The organism is Vibrio kagoshimensis, assembly GCF_050337535.1.
Taxonomy (GTDB): domain Bacteria; phylum Pseudomonadota; class Gammaproteobacteria; order Enterobacterales; family Vibrionaceae; genus Vibrio; species Vibrio gallaecicus.
On record NZ_JAKJSZ010000015.1, the window covers coordinates 30,498 to 50,242 of the forward strand.

Below are 19,745 nucleotides of genomic sequence, written 5' to 3' on the forward strand. Positions count from 1 at the left end.
TTAACCTAGAGAAGGTAACATCCCAAAAGAGATCATCAATTGAAAGCTAATGATAAGTAACCCGATACCGCCTGCGATAATAAGAGACTTAGAGCCTCCGCGTACTTGGTATAAGCTTTCTGTTTGGCTAGCATTAGAAGCTGGAACCGATGTTGCCATTACTAAGGATTGAGGTTGGGTACGTACTTTATGAACCATGATGGTAGGCAGTAAGATGGCTAATACAGCCAATGCAATTGCGGCATAACCAAGTGCGGTGATAAAGCCTTGAGGGTAAAATAAAGCAAACCCTAGAGGCGGTACAAAAGTAATGATTGCAGTTTTAACGCGTTTAGCACTGCCTAAATGTTTCCCCATTGAGTCGCCCATGAACTCAAATAGTCCAAGACTCACTCCAATAAATGAAGTTAACAGTGCTAGATCAGCAAAGATACCTACAATTACGCTTAAATTAGATTGCTGAACGGTCTGAGATAAAGACACAAGCAAAGCCCCTAAACTTGAGTCTGCCAATAGTGTTTCTTGGCTAACCACTCCTAACGTTACCCCTTGCCAAAAGACGTAAATGATCAATGGTAATGCAGAGCCAATGAGCATTACTTTACGTAAAGATTTTACGTCCCCATCTAAATATTTGACGATGGATGGAATGCTGCCGTGGAAACCAAATGAAGTAAAAACAACGGGAATCGCTGCAACTATTAAACCTTGTTGGATTGGCATACTCATTAAGTACTGAGAAGTGATGTTAGGCGCTAAGAAACTAAGTACTAAAACCATTGCTATAAGTTTTAAACTGAACAGTACTCGGTTGACTCTATCAACACTGTGCGTACCAATCGTCACGACTACTGCGACCAGTACAGTGAATAAAAGTGTGGTTAATTGGCTATCAAGAGATATGTCGAATAAGTCGAATATACGTTGGTTAAACTGTGAACCACCACCAGCAATATATGCCGCACATAAAGCATAAAATAGGAACATAACAGCAAAGCTCGCTACCCATTTCCCTTTTGTCCCTAGAATTTTCTCAGCTAAGGTATGCAAAGTCGCATCGTTATCCGCGAATTGATGTAATTCAACCATCAGCAAAGCGGTAAATGCCATTAATGCCCAAAGTATTAGCATTAAAATTAAAGATGTTGAAAAACCAATCCCAGCAGATGCAAGTGGCAAAGCTAACATGCCCGCGCCAATTGTTGTGCCAGCAATGATCAAAGTACTACCAAAAACCTTTGATTTATTCATTGTATATAATTCTTTACGTAGAGGGTTTGTTTAAGATAATTAAACCAATTTTAGGTGGTAAAATAGCTGTTATCATCTTGTATGACTCTATTTTGTAGAATTTTAATGGAATTTACAACTGTAAATGTAATATAAAATATCCACTGTAAATTAATGTTTACGCATTTTGGTTTTTTAATGAGGTCGGCAGAAACGCAAACGATTTACCATGATCTTGTTCATAAATATAAATTTATGAGATTGGTCTTGTCTTAAAACTGTCATATATATTAGATACAACTAGTTTGATAAAAAGTACTGGTGCAAGACGTTATCAGTAAATGGACGCTAGGTCCGAATCAAGGAATAGAAGGGCACAATATGAGTGACCAATACACAAACGAAGAAAACTTGGAATTGCTAGATGCCATGGAAATTGGTATCCAGTTATCAGATTATGAGCAAATGATTCAGCAACTCGCTGAAGACATCTTCAAACCAGCTGAATAATTTGCGCTAACTATTAATTAGCTTAAGCATCGATTTATTAACCATTAACTTGTTTAGCTATCACATTGTTTAACCTGAACCTCGTAAAGTTCGCTAGAATTACATCATCAAAAAATAAGCTTTCAAACAATAAGTTTATAGTCAATGTTTTCTATTTGTAGTAGAGATGATGAATACGTTCACAACCGTATACGATTAAGCATGCTTTAATGAGGTTCAATGAATTTTCTCGCCCATCTTCATATCGCTCAGCATTGCAAAAGTAGTCTTGCCGGTAATTTACTGGGAGATTTTGTTAAAGGTGATCCTTCAAAACACTATAATCCTGAATTATGTGCTGGTATTAAGCTTCATCGTTTTGTTGATAGTTTTACGGACACTCACGAGATAACTTTGCAGTGTAAGCGGTTATTTTCTAATGAAACTCGTCGTTATTCGCCAATTGCTTTAGATGTGTTTTGGGATCATTGCCTCGCTCAGAATTGGTCAAAGTATCACCCACAGCCGTTATTCAACTTTTGTCAAAACTCACATCGAACGATTCAGCATGAAGTTGAACCGCATTGGTCTGAAAACTTCGTATTTGTTCACGAGAAAATGAGTCAAGGTCGTTGGCTTGAGTCTTATCAAAGCATGGAGTCGATAGAAGTCGTCTGCAACGCATGGCTCTAAGAAGGCCAAAATTAGCAGCGCTGGCACACTGCTTTAAAGATTTAGAGGATCACTACAGTTCGCTACAGTGTCACTTTGAGTCTTTCTATCCTATCGTGTTAATGAACGCCTACCAATTCAATCAGCTTGAAATACAGAAAAATAATCACGAAAGCTAAACAGTTTTATGTAGGTTTGCTACAATCCGCGCCTATTTAATCTTTGAGCAACTTATTATGTCTGAATCCACCAAAGCCTTTGATCAACTTGGCTTAACTGAGCAATTATTGTCGACGTTATCTGAGCTGAACTTCACAACGCCCACCAGCGTGCAAGAGCAAGCAATACCATTGGTTTTAGAAGGCAAAGATGTTTTAGCAGGCGCACAAACCGGTACTGGTAAAACGGCAGCGTTTGGCTTACCTATTATTCAAAGATTAATTGAGACAAAAGATAACGTGATCCCAAACCCTAAATTAGTTCGTGCATTGATTTTAGTGCCGACAAGGGAGCTGGCCCAGCAAGTGTTTGATAACTTGGTGAGTTATGCAAAAGGAACCGACCTTAAGATTGTGGTTGCGTACGGCGGTACAAGTATGAAAGTACAAACCGACAATTTGAGGTCAGGAGCCGACATTCTTGTCGCGACACCTGGTCGTTTAATTGACCATGTTTTTACAAAAAATATCATGTTAAGCCAGACTGAGACTTTGGTACTAGATGAAGCAGATAGAATGCTTGATATGGGATTCTTACCTGACATTAAGCGTATTTTGAAACGCATGAATGATGTTCGTCAGACGCTTTTCTTTTCAGCTACATTCGATAATAAAATCAAAACGATTGCTCACCGAATGATGCAATCACCTAGTGAAATTCAGGTGACGCCGAAAAATAGCACAGCTGAAACGGTTAAACAGATAGTTTATCCAGTGGATAAAAAGCGTAAAAGTGAGTTACTTGCTTATTTAATTGGCTCTAAAAACTGGCAACAAGTATTAGTCTTCACTAAAACAAAGCAGGGCACAGATGACCTTGTAAAAGAATTAAAGTTAGATGGAATTAAAGCTGCTTCCATTCATGGAGATAAAAGCCAAGGTGCGCGTCAAAAATCACTAGATGATTTTAAATCAGGTAAAGTAAGAGCACTAATTGCAACTGATGTAGCCGCTCGTGGTATCGATATTCAGCAGCTAGAACAAGTTGTGAACTATGATATGCCTTATAAAGCGGAAGATTATATACATCGAATTGGTCGAACAGGGCGTGCTGGCAATAGCGGTCTTGCTGTTTCTTTAATGGGACGTGACGAAGAATATCTTCTTGAAGCTATTGAGACTTTGCTTGGTAATAGACTTCCTCAAGAGTGGCTCAAAGGCTTTGAGCCAAGTTTGGTGGATGACTCTGCACCAGAACGTGGTGGGCGAGGAAAAAGCCGCTCGTCAGAAAAAAGAAAGATGAAAGCTAAATTGAAAATTCATCAAGGTCGAGGTCAATCCCGTCGATAAGGTATCGCCCTTGTTAAGGTATTAACTGATTACACATAAAAATGCGCCGTTACAGAAACTCTGTAACGGCGCATTTTTGTATCTGAGAAAGTAAAGTTGTATTTTCTTTCTGGTTACGCTTGATCGTGGTTACATTTCCAAACACAAGGCACATCATAAATCAGATCTTCTAGACAACTCGGGTTAAGCACCCACTCATCTTCAACTTGAAACTTACTGATCATTTGTGAATTGAACATTTGCCAATGCTTCATCAAAGCTTCTTCAGAAGTGGCTTTCATATCGCCTTCGTTCCAAGTGCTTTCCATAAACGGAGTCAAACAGACGGCTCCATTGGCATACATGATCATTTGCCATTTTATTTCGTAAATATTGACGATGTTATCTGGGTTAGCATCGTTAAATTGGTCAGCCAACATATTAATTTCATATTCAAGATCACCAACATTGTCGATGAAGTAATCCACTAGATTGTCTGTTTGACGAACGGAATCCGAGAGTAATTGCATAGGTCTACGCGAATGAATCATGTTGGTAAAAAGTCGCATAGAAAACAAATAAATGGAGATGTTTGGCGTAATGTCTTTTGGTAGCTCTTGCATTATCTTACTAATGTAAGATTGAAAGTATGAGTGTAAACAATCACTTATTGAGTGCCATATTTTCTCTTTGCTACCAAAGTGATGACGAATAAGGCTGTGAGAGACACCCGCTTTTTCACTAATATTTCTTAGTGATACACGCTCATAACCTAAGTCGCAAAACATCTCTGCAGCAACTGTCATAATTTGAAAGCGTGTTTCTTCAGCATCTTTTGCGCTTCTTCTGCCTTGCTTCTTCTCTGTCATATCAAATTCTACATTAATAATAGCTGGAATAGATTCTACACTGTTTTTGTCATAATAAAAAATACTGTACACGTGGAAAGTAAAACTTGTGTAATGTCTCAATTTCAATATACTGCACACCTGTGTAATAAATTATAATGATAAATGGAGATGCATTATGCAGCCCAATAGGTCTATTAAAGTAATCAGCATTACGATTATGGCGTTACTGTTAAGCAGCGTTCTCACCGGGTGTGATAAAGCTCAATCAGAAGAAAATGAATTGGTTGTTAAACCAGTAAAGTTGTTTGAAGTGCCTTTGCAGAGTGAAATGGCATTAGATCGCTTTATTGCTAAAGTTGACGCAACTGATCGCGCGGCACTTTCATTTCAAGTCGGTGGTGATATTGAAACTTTCTCTGTTCGTATGGGGCAAGAAGTAAAGAAAGGTCAAGTGTTAGCTGTATTAGACGCAACAGACTTCCGTATTGCGGTTGATGCTGCACAGGCTAGTTTTGACTTAGCAAATAGCCAGTACAAACAAGCGTCGGAGTTGTATGAGAAAAAACTTGTAAGTACTGATTACTACGATCAAGCCGTAAACACTTTTACAGCGGCTGAAGTTGAGTTAGACCAAGCAAAAACGAACCTAGGCTATACCGCATTAGTCGCTCCATTCGATGGTGTAGTGTCTATGGTATTTGGTAAGCAATATCAATTGATTGCAGAAAAGCAGCCGGTACTTAACATTCTAAACCACAGCGAAATGGATGTAACTTTCTCTATTCCGGTATCGAAACTGGAAGACCGCTCAATTCAAGATCTATCCAATTCAAATATGTGGGTTGTAATGGATAGCCACCGCGGCATTCGCATACCGACTCGTTTTAAAGAAATTTCAACTCAACCAGATGAAGACACTAATAGTTATGAGGCGGTTGTGTCTATTGCAAAACATGAAGACATTAATCTGCTTTCAGGCATGACAGCGCAAGTTGAAGTTCAGAAAAATAAATCTGAATACGGTATTGGAATTGTTGATTCAGCTTGGCTAAGTAAAAACGCAGATAGTGGTGAACTGTGGCGCTATAACCCAGATTCACAGCTTATCTCTAAAGTTGAAGTTACTCTAAATAGTCAAGGCAATGTGATCGATGGTCTGTCCTCTGGAGACCTTATCGTAGAAGCAGGTGTAGATGTGTTATCTGATGGACAGCAAGTAAAAGCTTGGTTACGTGAGGGTGGTATTTAATGAACCTTTCTAAATTATCCGTTGTAGTTTTGTCTGCATTGCTGTTGCAAGCTTGCAACAATGAAGTGGCTCACCGAGAACAACCTTCTCTTTTAGTTTCAACATTTGAAGTTGACGCACCACTTACTGATCAATTCAGAAGCTTTAATGGTCAAGTTATGCCTGCTGAACTGACACCTTTGGCATTTAAGTTGTCTGGCGAAATTCAGCAAGTATTGGTTGAAGCTGGCGATAATGTCGAAAAAGGGCAGCTACTTGCAACTCTAGACAACGCTACTTATCTTCAAGATTTAACGGATGCTAAATCGCAGTTCCAACTTGCAAGTAAGCAGTTGGCTCGTGGTACAGAGATGTTTGGCAGAAAGATGCTTTCGCAATCAGAGCATGATCAGTTGACGGCTAATTATAAGTTGGCATCGGCTAATTTTGCTGCTGCAAAACGTAAACTAAGCTATACCGAACTTCTAGCACCATTCTCGGGAACAATTTCCACAGTAGATAAACAGCGTTTTGAAAATACGACACCAGGTGAAACGTTATTAAGTGTTTATCAAAACGACAAAGTGTATGTGCGCATTCAAGTTTCAGATTCTATCTTGGCATCAATTAGCCCTGAAATGCGCTCAAGCTCCTACCATCCTCAAGCAACATTTGGTGGTCACATTGATCAATACCCACTGACTTATTTAGAGCACACAAGTGAACTCCACCCTCAATCTCGTACTTATGAATTTTGGATGCAAATGCCGCAACCAGAAAATGAGATTCTCCCGGGTACAAGCGTCACGGTAAATGTCGATATGGCAAAAGCTGGTTTAAGTGATGTACAAGGTTACCTGCTCCCAATGACGACACTGCAAGCGGGTGCTGCAGAAAACCAGTTTTATGTTTGGAAAATGGATGATGGCAAAGCATTCAGAAGCGCAGTTGAAGTTGACAAGATCAGCGGTCAAGGGGCTCTTATCGCTCATGGTGTTGAACAAGGCGAGCTACTCGTAAATTCAAATCTAAGAAAACTCCGTGACGGAATCAAATTGTCAGGAAAAACAGAATGAACATCGCAGAATATTCAATAAAAAATAAAGTAATCAGCTGGCTATTTCTAGTCATTTTAGCCATTGGCGGTGTGACTTCTTTTGGCAACCTATCCCGTTTAGAAGATCCAGCTTTTACCATTAAAGATGCAATGATTATTTCAACTTACCCTGGCGCTACGTCAATGGAAGTTGAAGAGGAACTGACTTATCCACTTGAAAAAGAGATACGACAGCTTCCTTATATCGACAAGATTACTTCAACCTCGTCGAATGGTATGTCTCAAATTATGGTTAGTATGAAGATGGATTACGGTCCTGATGAGCTGCCACAAATTTGGGATGAGATGCGCCGTAAAATCAACGATCTACAACCGACACTTCCAAGTGGTGTTAACTCTGTTCAAATCATCGATGATTTTGGCGATGTATTTGGCGTGATGATGATGCTGACAGGGGATGGTTATGACTACGTTGAGCTTAAGCAATACGCAGATTACCTGACTCGAGAAATCGAATTGGTAGAAGGTGTTGGTAAAGTCAGCATTGCTGGTAACCAACAAGAGCAACTTTTTGTTGAGATGTCCCTTGAGAGGTTAGCTGCTCTTAACCTAGATATGGGTACCGTGAATTCACTATTAGCACAGCAGAATAATGTAGTTTCTGCTGGTGAAGTTATGTTGAATGGTCAAAGCTTAACAATCAAACCCAATGGTACATTGAGTACGGTTGAAGAGCTTGAAAACCTGATCATTCATGGTCGTGATACGGGCAACTTGATTCGATTAAAAGACGTAGCTGACGTTACACGAGGAATCCAAGAGAAACCCGGAAATGTACTAACTTACAATGGCAAGCCAGCCATCAATATCGGCATTGCATTTTCATCAGGCGTAAACGTTGTTGAAATAGGTAAAGCACTTGATGCAGAAATTGATCGCTTAGAAAGCATTAAACCAGCGGGTGTAGAGCTTAACTATTTCTACAACCAAGCGCAGGAAGTCGATAAATCAGTTGCTGACTTTTTAATTAGTCTGATTGAAGCCGTTGCGATTGTTATTATCGTTTTGCTTTTCGCAATGGGTTTACGCAGTGGTTTAATCATTGGTTTAGTACTTTTGTTGACTGTTTTCGGCACCTTCATTCTCATGGACTACAACAATGTAGAATTGCACCGTATCTCGCTGGGTGCTTTGATCATTGCTCTGGGTATGCTGGTGGATAATGCGATTGTTGTGGTTGAAGGTATTTTGGTTGGCTTGAAAAAAGGCAAGACTAAACTTCAAGCTGCTAAAGACATTGTGACGCAAACACAATGGCCACTACTAGGCGCAACCATTATTGCTATCACTGCCTTTGCGCCTATCGGTTTATCGAAAGATGCAACCGGAGAATTCATGGGCTCATTGTTTTGGGTGCTGTGTTTCTCATTGTTTTTGAGCTGGGTAACCGCACTAACGCTGACGCCATTCTTAGCTGAGATGATGCTTAAAGAAGAAGATAAGGTTGATGAAAACGAAGATCCTTACAAAGGCATCCTATTCGTTGTGTTTGGCGCCTCTTTAAAATTAGCATTACGTTTTAGATGGGTAACTGTAGTTAGCATGATTGCATTGCTTGCGGTATCAGTTGTTGGTTTCGGTATGGTGAAGCAACAGTTCTTCCCGCCTTCAAATACACCAATGTTCTACGTAGATATGTGGATGCCAGAAGGCACTGATGTCCGTGAAACGATCAAACAGACAGAAAAAGTTGAAAGCTATATTCGTAATCAAGATGATGTGGAGTTTGTAACAACAACCGTTGGGCAGGGCATGCAACGTTTTGCTCTGACATATCAACCTGAGAAAAGCTACGAAGCGTACAGTCAATTGCAAGTTCGAACGACTGACCGTGACACTATGTTTAAAGTCCTAGAAGAGCTAGACAAGGACTTAGCCAACAAATTTGAACAACCAACATTCCAACTCAAATTGATTGAATTTGGTCCTTCACCAGCTTCGAAAATTGAAGCGCGCATCATTGGTGCTGATCCACAAGTGCTGAGAAACATAGCAGTGGAAGTAGAAGATATCTTGCTAGCGGATCCTGGCTCGAGAAATGTTCGCCACGACTGGCGTGAACGTACTAAAGAGTTAGTTCCACTGTTCAATGAATCAAAAGCGCGTCGTCTTGGTATTTCAAAAACTGATCTGTCAGAAACGCTACAAATGGCATTTGGCGGTTATAACATCGGATTATTGCGTGATGGTACGCACATGCTGCCAATCGTAGCGCGCTTACCAGAAGAAGAACGCTTTGATTTTGAATCACTGAACAAAGTGAAGATTTGGAGCCCATCGCTGCAAACTTACATTCCGGTTGAACAGGTGATTGATGGTGTAGAGCTTCAATGGTCAGAACCACTGATTCAGCGTCGAGATAGAAAACGTACACTAACGGTACTGGCTGACCACGATGTACTTGGGGATGAAACGCCTGCGAGTTTGTTTGCGCGTGTGAAACCAAAGGTAGAAGCATTAGATTTACCAGAAGGCTATGGCATTAGCTGGGGTGGTGAATACGAAAGTTCTAAAGATGCGCAAGAGTCCCTGTTTGGTTCGTTGCCAATGGGTTACTTGCTGATGTTCATCATCACTATGCTTCTGTTTAACTCGGTACGTAAGCCTCTCGTAATTTGGTTCACAGTACCTCTATCAATCATTGGTGTGTCTATTGGTCTGTTGAGCACCAATATGCCATTCAGCTTCACAGCATTCTTAGGCTTACTGAGCCTAAGCGGCATGATTTTGAAGAACGGTATTGTACTGCTTGACCAGATCAACAGCGAACTATTAACAGGTAAAGACCCTTACTTAGCTGTAGTTGATAGTGCAATTAGCCGTGTTAGACCTGTTTCAATGGCAGCGTTAACCACTATTTTAGGCATGATACCTTTGGTATTTGATGCATTTTTTGGCTCGATGGCAATAACAATAATGGCAGGCTTAGGCTTTGCTACGGTACTTACATTAATCGTTGTACCTGTGATGTTCGCTATCTTATATAGAATCAAACCATCCACTGCCGGATAAAAGGATTTTTAATCTCGTGATTCTTTAGCCAACCCAGTCGAAAGACTGGGTTTTTTTAGCGGTTAACAAAGTAATTGTTTTTTTGTGGAAGCTATACATAGAAACATAAGAAGTAAAAAAGAGGTGAGGGTAAAGTGGAAGTAAATTCCACATGCTGGTAGTGATTACAGTGGAACAATTACTGTTAATACGAAGAATTGGTAGTTAGAAGTCAGAACTTGAAATTAGTGGAGTAGGTGAGAAACCATTAATGTAAAAAGACCTGGTTCAGGGAGAACAGGCCTTAAATATAGGTTGTTTAACCTGTTTGCTGAGTGTTCAGGTTGATTTTTTCAGGCATTGCAAGGTGGTAGCCCTGGTACATATCAAACCCAAGATTTTGCATCGCATTGAGTTGTTCTGGTGTTTCTATACCCTCAATAACAGTTTTAGCGTTCATTTTTTTTGCTAAAGACAGGGCGACTTCAATTTTCTCTGAATTCCCTTGCTCGAACTCAAGCATGAGAGAGCGGTCAATTTTGATAATGTGTGGTGCAATTAGCTTAACGCGACTGACTGTTGAAGCATTTGAACCAAAATCATCGATAGCGATTTGAAAACCATTGTCAGCTAATGAACTTGCAGCAATTTTGAGATTGGTTTCGCATTTTGCATCGAGCTCAACAAGCTCCATGACAATTTGACTACTTGACAAATTAAGTTCAACAAGGCGTTTAGCTAACAGGCTATCACTTACGTCTTCAACAGCAAATAACTCGCCTACATTGGGTAAGACATTTAAGAAAAGATGTAGGTGAGAAATATCTGATTGAGCAAAGTTTCTAATGTGAATGACTCGACTTAAGCGCTCAACATTGATCTTATCTGTATTGCAGGTTGCATCAGAATGAAAAAACTCATCAGGGCGTACAGTATTGCCTTTGTCATCAACAATACGGACTAATGCCTCAACACCGATTTGAGTCATTGTTGAATCAAATATGGGTTGATAAACACTGCCCAGCGTCAAATTTTTGTAATCAGCTACAAACTGCATGTCGTCATCGACGTATATGCAGCTTATAAACTCACTTCTCTCACTTAAAATCATAGTTTAATACGCTACAAGTAATACATTACAATGGTGAAGCCATTGTTTAACCAAGTGTCACAATATTGACATGTATGAGTGAATTGTCAATTAATAAAGCCCAATTTCGAGTATTTAGAATAACACCCCATTTAGCTAATTAATATGCAATCACAGCCCCCAAAACTTACATTTTATTTGAAACTTTTTACTGTATACCATTGAAAATACATGGCTAATATATTGGGTGAATTTATATAGTCTTAGTATTATCAGAAATGAAAATAATAAGTAAGCATACTATGTAATTAACGGATGATTATTTATCGATTATGGACGAGTGTCTAAATTAACTCTAGTAATCGATTACATTTTGTTTCTGCATATGAATCAAATATCACTTGAGACCTAGTGGGTAAAGGTTCGAATGAGTGAGGGTTTGTATGTTATGACGATATTTTCAGCTTGCGATGAATGTCGAATTATAAAGGTATTTTAAAGTGAGAAGTAATAATAACTATTGCCATTGAAGAACGGCATAAAGTTGAATATATTTCCTTACCATTTGTTGATTTATTGAACGCTTTAATGGATGTCCAAATTTTATATAACAAGGACTTATATTGAAATTATCGCTTAGGATATGCGCAAGTTGCGAGTCACTTTTATATAAAGTGATACCCTGTTGCGTATATTCATTGACAGTATCAGGAAGTTCACCCATCCACCAATGAAGAAGTTCTCGGCTATTTTTATTTCTACCGATCCAATGGTCACTAATTAAAATTAGTAAGTCATTAGGTTGTATTGCAAAGCCATATTCTTGTTGCCAACTTTGAATATCTGACATTAATTTCTTACGGCATACCTTTCCTGCACTGACCATATGATGAGTGATCACCCAAACTGTCCCAATTTCGGAAGAGATTCTAAAATGATGCGGGTAATCCGGTGACTCGACTGTATCTAAGGGGCTAATTTCAGAAGCATGCTCGAAGCTGAGAAAGGTGTGCTGCATTCTTCTGGCAAATGCCTTACCGATATGATGCTCACTAATACCTTGATTATGGACTGTTGGGTAATGGCGTTCACAGAGCTTTAGGCAATCGTCTTGAAACAGATTGACACTTTGAATGACGAGATCTAATAACAATGAGCACCCTTACTACCAGGTAATGAAATTGAGAGTTTGTCATAGTACGGTAAATTCATTTGAGATGACTATCATCAAATAGTTAGTTCATGATCTCTCTATCAAAAATAAACAATAGCGCGAGTAATTATCTGAGTAGCTAGCGATATGATAATGAGTGTTTTAAATTATTGTAAAAAAAGAGGATTAATGATGGACATTCAGTTAGACAAAAATCAAAAAAAAGCGTTAACCGATTCATTGCAAGTTTACCTACAAGATGAGCTTGATGTCGAACTCGGTCAATTTGATACAGAGTTTCTTGTTGATTTTGTAAGTAAGAAGTTTGGAGCCGTTTATTACAACAAAGGTATTGAAGATGCTCAAAAAGTAATGGAAAGAAAAATGTTAGATATTGCAGATGAATTGTATGAAATTGAGCAAATTGTTGAGATTTAAGCTAGGGAAAGCACGACTTGTTCGAAAATTTTGAATAAGTTGATTCATTTCATCCTGTGTCCTTTATGTAAAGCTTGGTAAATAATGTGTAACAAGAAGGGGCACAACGTTAAAGTTAGCCGAAATCATTCCCATTTGTATTAGTGTGGTTATTCATGGAAAACAAAATCAAAAATTATAATGCAGTTGCTCGAGCAATCCACTGGATTTCAGCGCTGACTATTTTTAGCTTATTTGGTGTAGGTTTATGGATGGTTGATCTTTCTTACTATAGTGAGTGGTATAAAACTGCCCCTGATTTACATCGTTCTGCTGGAATTTTGCTAGCGGCCTTAACTCTAATTAGAATCGTTTGGAAGCATGTGACCACGTCACCTTCTGTTGAAGGGAAACCTTATGAAGTTGTTGCGGCTAAACTAGTGCATGGTTTTATGTACATTAATTTATTTGCATTGTTTATTTCGGGCTATTTGATTTCAACATCAGATGGTAGAGGAATAGACGTATTCAATTTGTTCACCGTTCCAAGTTTAGGTGAATTATTTGAAAATCAATCTGATCTTGCGGGTTCAGTTCATTACTACGCAGCTTGGGTGCTGATCATCATGGCGTCAGTACACGCTCTAGCTGCAATTAAACATCATATTATCGACAAAGACGATACGTTACGAAAAATGATAGGAGCTTCAAAATGAAAAAATCAATTATCGCTACAGGACTAGCATTCGCAATGGCAATGCCTTTTGCAGCAAACGCAGCCGATTATGTGATTGATACAAAAGGTGCGCACGCATCAGTAAACTTTAAAGTAAGCCACCTAGGTTACAGCTTTATTCAAGGTCGCTTTAACACATTCTCAGGCGATTTTTCTTTTGATGAAAGCAACGTTGAAGCGTCTAAAGTAAATGTAACTATCGATACAACTAGTTTAGATTCAAATCATGCCGAGCGTGATAAGCACATCCGTAGTAAAGATTTTATCAACACAAGCAAATTTAGCGACGCTAAATTCAACAGTACAAAAGTTGTTGATAAAGGTAATGGTAAACTAGATGTGATGGGTGACTTGACTCTTCATGGTGTTACTAAGCCTATTACAATAGCTGCAGAGTTCATCGGTGCTGGTCAAGACCCTTGGGGCGGAGAGCGTGCTGGTTTCGTTGGTACTACTCGTCTAGAGCTTGTTGATTTCAACATTCCAGTAATGGGCGCTTCAAGCTATGTAGATATGGATCTGCATGTTGAAGGTGTAAAAAAATAGTAGTATTTGCTTAGCCTAGAGTCTTCTAGGTATATGCTTTCAGTGAGTGGCTTCTAAATTTAAGAAGCATGCATATTTTGCAATCGACTGAGTGCATAAAAATATAGAATGAAGAAAGGCGCAAAGTATTACTACTTTGCGCCTTTTTATTATGCTGAATTTAAGCTATTCATTTCTAGAGCGTCTAGCAAGAATCATATTAACTTAAGCCGTATTCTCACTAGAACTATACTCACTAAATCTATACTAACCACTTGATTATTATTTATTTTAATCTTTGTGGATTTAGATTTGTTACTTATTATCCAACTATTAGCCTAACGTTGTATGGCGACTAATTCTTTATGATTAGCGTTCTAACTACTGTTTTACCAACTAATGCTCTTACAGCTAAGGTTTTTAGTTACGCCGTTTCTAGTTGTGCTGGCTCTACAATATTCAAACGATCACCGTATACTGGTCGTAATGACTTCATTACTTCTGCTCTGGTGAGCATGCCAGTCATCACGCCGTTTTCTAAAACAGGCAGCATATGTGGCTGGCTCACTTTCATCGCTTTTGCTCGCTCTTCAAGAGATAGAGAAGTTAAGCGAGTCGCGATGCCCATGCTTGTTGTTGGGTATAGCTGCTCTTTATCGATGCATAAGAATTCAGCAACATCCACAAGTTTGTCTGTAGAGCTAATTGCGATGACATCACGGCTCATTAAATCAACAACCTTTTGACCTTTAACTGGTAAGTAATCTTGGCACCACAAATCAACCATCACGTCATGCACAGAGAAAAATCCAACTAAGCGACCTTCAATGTCACATACTGGAGCGCCAACTTGGTTAGCATCCAAAAGTGTATCGATAGCAACGGCAGTTGGCATTTCCACACTAAGAGTAATAGGTTGAGTATTCATGATTTCTTTAACTAGAGTGTTAGTGTTCATAGGATTTTCCTTAACTGACGTAATATTTGTTGTTTGAGTAATAGTGGCAACTTGAGTTGCTTTTAGTTGTGGACGGCGGTAGATGCTCCAGTTAGCTAATCCAACGAGTACTGCACCTCCGACGATATTGCCAAGTGTTACGGGTACTAAATTCGCGGTAACGAATTGCACAATATTCAAATCTGCATAGCTTGCTTGGCTTGCGCCTATTTGTACCCAGAAGCTTTCAGGTGCAAATGTTTGGATAGTAATCCCCAATGGCACCATGAACATGTTGGCAACACAGTGTTCAAAACCGCTGCTGACAAACATTGCTACGGGTAGAACTGTCATCATTGCTTTAGTCATGGCATTGGCTGAACTAAATGTTAGCCATATAGCCAAGCAGACGAGTAGGTTACATAGCACCCCTAAAGCAAACGCTTGAACTGGGCTATGGTGTAGCTTGTGTTGTGCAATGTTTAGAGCATTAAGTCCCCATTGACCATGATCTAATTGGTACAAACCTGCCGCTGCCACAAGAGCAAGAAGAAACATTGCTCCTATGAAATTACCTAGGTAGACCTTTCCCCAAATAGACAGCATCTTGCCAAATGTAATTTGCTTATTTGCCCATGAAATACTAGAGAGAACTGAACTTGTAAAAAGCTCTCCACCACATATCACGATTAATATAAGCCCCATACTAAATGCGATTCCGCCTGCTAAGCGGCTGAGCCCCCAGCCTGCATCTGCACTACCTGTTGTTACGGTTATGTAGAATAAAAATGCTAAGCCGATAAAAGCACCTGCCATAATGGCTAAGCTGATTGTCATCCCGCTCGTTTTACTGGCTTTACTTAATGCAAACTTTTCAGCTTCAGCCATCATTTCTGTCGGTGAAAACAATTGATGATTTTCAGAAGTACTGGCAGCCATACCACCTCCTTGAACAATCCTTCATACGTAATTCCTAGTGTTTTAATGAGTCAGTGTTTAATGAGTAAAAGTGTTTATTTATTTGTTTTTGCAGACCGTGTTTCTGTGCTGCCAAATCAGATTACGGCTCGAAGGTGCTTAGGTAAAATTGATAATTTTTAAAAACCTTATCAAAAATATTGATATAGATTTTTCAGAGGGTAAAATGAAATTGATTGCTTACAACGTCAGTTTTATAAAGCGATGGATCCACAAATAATGACAATAAAATTAAGGAAGAAAATTGCGCTATTCACTTAAGCAACTAACGGTGTTTGACGCTGTTGCAGAGTCCGGCAGTGTGAGCCAGGCTGCTGACAAGTTAGCCCTGACACAATCCGCGACCAGTATGTCGCTTGCACAACTAGAGAAAATGCTCGGCAGACCTTTGTTTGAAAGGCAAGGGAAGCAAATGGCGCTTACTCATTGGGGGATGTGGCTTAGACCCAAAGCCAAGCGTTTATTGCAAGATGCTCAGCAAATTGAGATGGGCTTTTATGAGCAGCATCTATTAAGTGGTGAACTTAAACTTGGCGCGAGCCAAACTCCAGCAGAGCACTTAGTTCCAGACCTCATCAGTATTATTGATAACGACTTTCCGGAAATGAGAATTGAACTTGGAGTGCAAAGTACCCAAGCTGTGATTGATGGAGTTCTGGATTACAAATATGATTTAGGTGTGATTGAAGGGCGCTGTGACGACAACCGAGTGAATCAAGAAGTGTGGTGTACAGACCATTTAACCGTTGTTGCATCGGCTCATCATCCATTTGCAAAACGTGAAAGGGTCAGTTTGGCTCAATTAGAGCAAGCAAAGTGGGTTTTACGTGAACATGGCTCTGGCACTCGAAAAATATTTGATAGCTCTATTCATCATTTAATTTCAGATCTTGATGTATGGCGTGAGTATGAGCACGTTCCTGTACTGAGAAGTTTGGTTGCGAATGGTCAATATCTAACATGCTTACCATTTTTAGATGTAGAGCGTTTTATCGAATCAGGACAGTTAGTAACACTGAATGTGCCGCAGTTAGAAATGGAAAGAACACTTTCATTTATTTGGCGTGCCGATATGTCTGAAAACCCGCTTGCTGAATGTATAAAGCAAGAAGGTAAACGAATGATGAAAGGTAGACCATCGGTCCTTTAAGATTCTAATTTAGATAATATTCATAAAAATCCCACCCAAACCTAGATACCGATATCTGTTGATTAAGCGATATCGGTCTCCTTATTGTGATAAACCTAATCCACCGTACATTGTTAGTGTGATTTAGATCGCTAGAAAAAGTCCATTCTTCACATAGTATGCATACTTGATTTTATATGAGGCTAAACAGGTAGTAGCAACAGCAACTACTGAATGTTTAGAAATAGTATGAGTACATTAGTCGCAATTTCTTTAACAACAGGTATTTTGTCAGGTCTTTGGGGATGGATTGCCATTTCTTTTGGCTTACTCTCGTGGGCTGGTTTCTTAGGGTGCACCAGCTACTTTGCTTCACCTACTGCCGGGTTTAAGGGGCTATTGAGTAGCTTACTGACAAACATGACTGGCGTTTTTTGGGCGATGGTGATTATTCACAGCTCAACATTTGCAGGTCTTGAAATTCTGGGTTATGTGATTACGGCTGTGGTTGCTTTCTTTATGTGTATTCAAGCAAAACAAGCTTGGCTAGGGTACATCCCTGGTACCTTCATTGGTTGTTGTGCGACATTTGCAGCAGCAGGTGATTGGCAACTTGTTGTGCCTTCACTTCTGCTCGGTGGTGTATTTGGATACTTAATGAAAGCAACGGGCTTATGGCTTCATGAAAAATCAAACCAATCTTCTGAATTACCAGAACAACACTCTAAACAAGTAAAAGCTTAAGCACGCGAAAGCTTAAATCAGTTTTTACACAATGTTGGTTGTACTGTAAGGATTAAGATTAACCCCCGATTAATTTGTATATGTTTTTATACAGGCACACCATTTGGTGTGCCTTTTTTAATAGAAGTTATAATCAGATCAATCTATAAAGTATTCTGATATGAAATCAGAAAGTTAAGTATTACCGTTTGCCATGGTAATTACACGCTTTAGCGTCCATCTAAGTAGCAGAGGGATGCACTCTTGACCGCGACTTTCGCAATAAGAAACAATAGCTAAAGCTAGGTCGGGTTTTGCGTGTTTTTTTAAGACTTTCATTACCACTTTTTTGGCTGGAATAGGGTGATCATGCGGGATCTTCACCATATCTCTAAAAAAAGTTTCAAAGCCATTCGCATATAAATAATGCTCAATGTCTTTATCTGGCAGTTCTGTCAGTCTATGTCTCTCTTGATCGTGCCCGAGCTGTGAAATAACAGTGGAAGCATACTTTTTACCAGCGGCATCTCCATCAGTCACTACGTGCCAATCAATCCCAAACTCTTTGGCTACTTTGATAAGAGCTTTCAAACCGGATTGTGCAAACTCAATGATTTGAACGCCTTCGGCTGCTAAGTTATAGCCACATTGATTCGCTAACTCATTGAAAAGCCATACTTCCGTTTCTCCTTCTACTAATAACCAGCACCTTGCGTATAAAGCACCAGAACGGTGAAAACGAATATGAAAACCGATTCTACGCAGTTCATCTTTACAGAATTTGTTTGTAGATAGCTGATTTGCGACAGTTTTGTCTGATTGACGGACTAACCTACGAATGGATTGTAGAGGTACAGCTGCAAGAAGGTCACCACTGTTAGTCGTTAAGATCTTTTGCATGGGTAACTTCTGCAATAAACTCCAAGCTCTAGCAAGGTGTGTCGGGTGTAAACGACCTTCAGGATCTTCAAGGATCAATAAAGGGCGAGCGCAACGCCTTAGATCGGTTGGTCCCTTTGCTTGTAAATAGGCATTCAACAGTCCCATAAACAGCAGTTGAGTTTGTTTGTTTTTCGTTTCTTCTACAATTTGGTGAATACTTTTGTCATTTGCCCCTGATGAATAGAGTAAACCGTCCCTTGGTTTACGAGGATTCTTTCTTGTTAAGCTCTTAAATGAAAAGTAGTGCTCAATTAAACTTTGCATTGAATTAAGGCTGCTACGCATTTCACCTTTGTTTACATGCCCCGGAATAGCCATTAAACGTCGGCAAGTGTTATCAATTCGTTTTTCAACTCTAGTGTTACCGTTAGTCTGTCCATTGCCATTGCCATTGCCATTGCCATTGCTTTTAGCTGTTTGAGCATTAAATGGTCGCTCGAAGTGCCTAGCATCACGCAGGCGAATTACCGGGTGAAGCGTCATTAATTCTTGCGCCAATTTTTCAGAGTGGTGAAGTTTAAGAGGATTTCCCTCTAAATCTAGAAAGGCGTAATGGGTAGTGGTTTCGTATTGCTCAAGGGTTGCACTAATTCGGTAATAGATTCGAAAGACGCCAAATTCGTCTTGAACCCAAATCGGTTTTAATTTTCGGTATCGACCAGCATTAAGTTCGCTTTTGTCATTAGCTTTAAGAGAAAGGACGATTTGAAGGTGCTGAGATTGTGGGTGAGAAACAGAATAGTCGACATGAAAATCGGGCATTTCGAAATGATAGGGGATGCCATCTGCGGGTAATACGACTGAAAGTGCATCTAATAAAGACGATTTACCCCACGTATTTTCACCTATTAGAGTGGTGAGCTCATCAAAAGCTAAAGACATACGTTTGATACCGCGAAAGCCAGAAATTTCTATTCTTTCTAATTGCATAGGCTTACTCCTGCTGGTGTATCTGCTAATTGTTTGAAAGCTAACAGATTACTTTCATCATAATAGAAAATTCACCGTTTGGTGTCTTGCCTGGTCACAAATCAAAATCTTTTGGTAGAA

General features: G+C 39.5%; 16 protein-coding genes and 1 pseudogene. 11 read left to right on the forward strand and 6 right to left on the reverse strand.

Annotated features, from left to right (window positions below; translation table 11 throughout):
* Entirely contained in the window at nt 1-1,251 is a 1,251-nt protein-coding gene (locus L4C37_RS15025; RefSeq protein WP_137374169.1) for an aromatic amino acid transporter, read from the reverse strand.
* A gap of 300 nt (nt 1,252-1,551) precedes the next feature.
* On the opposite strand from L4C37_RS15025, the gene L4C37_RS15030 reads away from it, so the two are divergent.
* The 3 genes and pseudogenes from L4C37_RS15030 (at nt 1,552) to L4C37_RS15040 (ending at nt 3,899) form a co-directional block, all read left to right on the forward strand.
* Nucleotides 1,552-1,740: a hypothetical protein gene (locus L4C37_RS15030; RefSeq protein WP_137374170.1), complete on the forward strand. Its 189-nt coding sequence runs from the start codon at nt 1,552-1,554 to the stop codon at nt 1,738-1,740.
* A 219-nt stretch (nt 1,741-1,959) separates the two neighbouring features.
* Nucleotides 1,960-2,570 (forward strand): annotated as a pseudogene (locus L4C37_RS15035) (acyl carrier protein phosphodiesterase).
* Between the two features lie 57 nt (nt 2,571-2,627).
* On the forward strand, nt 2,628-3,899 hold the full coding sequence (locus L4C37_RS15040) for a DEAD/DEAH box helicase (protein WP_429769060.1): 1,272 nt from the start codon (nt 2,628-2,630) through the stop codon (nt 3,897-3,899).
* Between the two features lie 113 nt (nt 3,900-4,012).
* Here L4C37_RS15040 and L4C37_RS15045 read toward each other — a convergent pair whose 3' ends face one another.
* Nucleotides 4,013-4,747 carry a TetR/AcrR family transcriptional regulator gene (locus L4C37_RS15045; protein ID WP_273296645.1) on the reverse strand — a complete coding sequence of 245 codons (735 nt, stop codon included), beginning with the start codon at nt 4,745-4,747 and terminating at the stop codon, nt 4,013-4,015.
* Nucleotides 4,748-4,904: 157 nt separating this feature from the next.
* Between L4C37_RS15045 and L4C37_RS15050 the strand changes: the two genes are divergently transcribed.
* Genes L4C37_RS15050 through L4C37_RS15060 form a run of 3 tightly spaced genes read left to right on the forward strand, consistent with a single transcriptional unit; the run spans nt 4,905 to nt 10,086 of the window.
* A complete protein-coding gene (locus L4C37_RS15050) occupies nt 4,905-5,978 on the forward strand; it encodes an efflux RND transporter periplasmic adaptor subunit (RefSeq protein ID WP_429769061.1) in 1,074 nt (357 codons plus the stop codon).
* Nucleotides 5,978-7,033, forward strand: coding sequence for an efflux RND transporter periplasmic adaptor subunit (locus tag L4C37_RS15055; protein ID WP_429769062.1), 1,056 nt, complete (start codon nt 5,978-5,980; stop codon nt 7,031-7,033). Before L4C37_RS15050 ends, L4C37_RS15055 begins: the two co-directional genes overlap by 1 nt.
* A complete protein-coding gene (locus tag L4C37_RS15060; RefSeq protein WP_429769063.1) occupies nt 7,030-10,086 on the forward strand; it encodes an efflux RND transporter permease subunit in 3,057 nt (1,018 codons plus the stop codon). The genes L4C37_RS15055 and L4C37_RS15060 overlap by 4 nt, the downstream gene beginning before the upstream one ends.
* 298 nt (nt 10,087-10,384) lie before the next feature.
* On the opposite strand, the gene L4C37_RS15065 is transcribed toward L4C37_RS15060, so the two are convergent.
* Both L4C37_RS15065 and L4C37_RS15070 read right to left on the reverse strand, forming a co-directional pair.
* Nucleotides 10,385-11,122, reverse strand: coding sequence for an EAL domain-containing protein (locus L4C37_RS15065; RefSeq protein WP_429769064.1), 738 nt, complete (start codon nt 11,120-11,122; stop codon nt 10,385-10,387).
* A 550-nt stretch (nt 11,123-11,672) separates the two neighbouring features.
* On the reverse strand, nt 11,673-12,308 hold the full coding sequence (locus L4C37_RS15070) for a hypothetical protein (RefSeq protein ID WP_372265922.1): 636 nt from the start codon (nt 12,306-12,308) through the stop codon (nt 11,673-11,675).
* A gap of 192 nt (nt 12,309-12,500) precedes the next feature.
* On the opposite strand from L4C37_RS15070, the gene L4C37_RS15075 reads away from it, so the two are divergent.
* The 3 genes from L4C37_RS15075 to L4C37_RS15085 all read left to right on the forward strand — a co-directional run bounded on the left by L4C37_RS15075 (nt 12,501) and on the right by L4C37_RS15085 (nt 14,007).
* Nucleotides 12,501-12,746 (forward strand): DUF2164 domain-containing protein, encoded by a 246-nt coding sequence (locus L4C37_RS15075; protein ID WP_137374370.1) that lies wholly within the window; start codon nt 12,501-12,503, stop codon nt 12,744-12,746.
* Nucleotides 12,747-12,901: 155 nt separating this feature from the next.
* Nucleotides 12,902-13,441: a cytochrome b gene (locus L4C37_RS15080; protein WP_429769065.1), complete on the forward strand. Its 540-nt coding sequence runs from the start codon at nt 12,902-12,904 to the stop codon at nt 13,439-13,441.
* The gene (locus tag L4C37_RS15085; RefSeq protein ID WP_429769066.1) at nt 13,438-14,007 is read left to right on the forward strand and encodes a YceI family protein; all 570 of its coding nucleotides are present in this window, start codon (nt 13,438-13,440) and stop codon (nt 14,005-14,007) included. Before L4C37_RS15080 ends, L4C37_RS15085 begins: the two co-directional genes overlap by 4 nt.
* 403 nt (nt 14,008-14,410) lie before the next feature.
* On the opposite strand, the gene focA is transcribed toward L4C37_RS15085, so the two are convergent.
* Complete coding sequence (gene focA, locus L4C37_RS15090; protein WP_137374181.1) at nt 14,411-15,862, reverse strand: formate transporter FocA; 1,452 nt, start codon at nt 15,860-15,862, stop codon at nt 14,411-14,413.
* 283 nt (nt 15,863-16,145) lie between these two features.
* Between focA and L4C37_RS15095 the strand changes: the two genes are divergently transcribed.
* Together L4C37_RS15095 and L4C37_RS15100 are read left to right on the forward strand one after the other, a co-directional pair.
* Complete coding sequence (locus tag L4C37_RS15095; RefSeq protein ID WP_137374182.1) at nt 16,146-17,051, forward strand: LysR substrate-binding domain-containing protein; 906 nt, start codon at nt 16,146-16,148, stop codon at nt 17,049-17,051.
* A 228-nt stretch (nt 17,052-17,279) separates the two neighbouring features.
* Complete coding sequence (locus L4C37_RS15100; RefSeq protein WP_137374183.1) at nt 17,280-17,774, forward strand: DUF1097 domain-containing protein; 495 nt, start codon at nt 17,280-17,282, stop codon at nt 17,772-17,774.
* Between the two features lie 174 nt (nt 17,775-17,948).
* On the opposite strand, the gene L4C37_RS15105 is transcribed toward L4C37_RS15100, so the two are convergent.
* Nucleotides 17,949-19,625: an ATP-dependent endonuclease gene (locus L4C37_RS15105; RefSeq protein WP_429769067.1), complete on the reverse strand. Its 1,677-nt coding sequence runs from the start codon at nt 19,623-19,625 to the stop codon at nt 17,949-17,951.
* Nucleotides 19,626-19,745 lie beyond the last annotated feature (120 nt).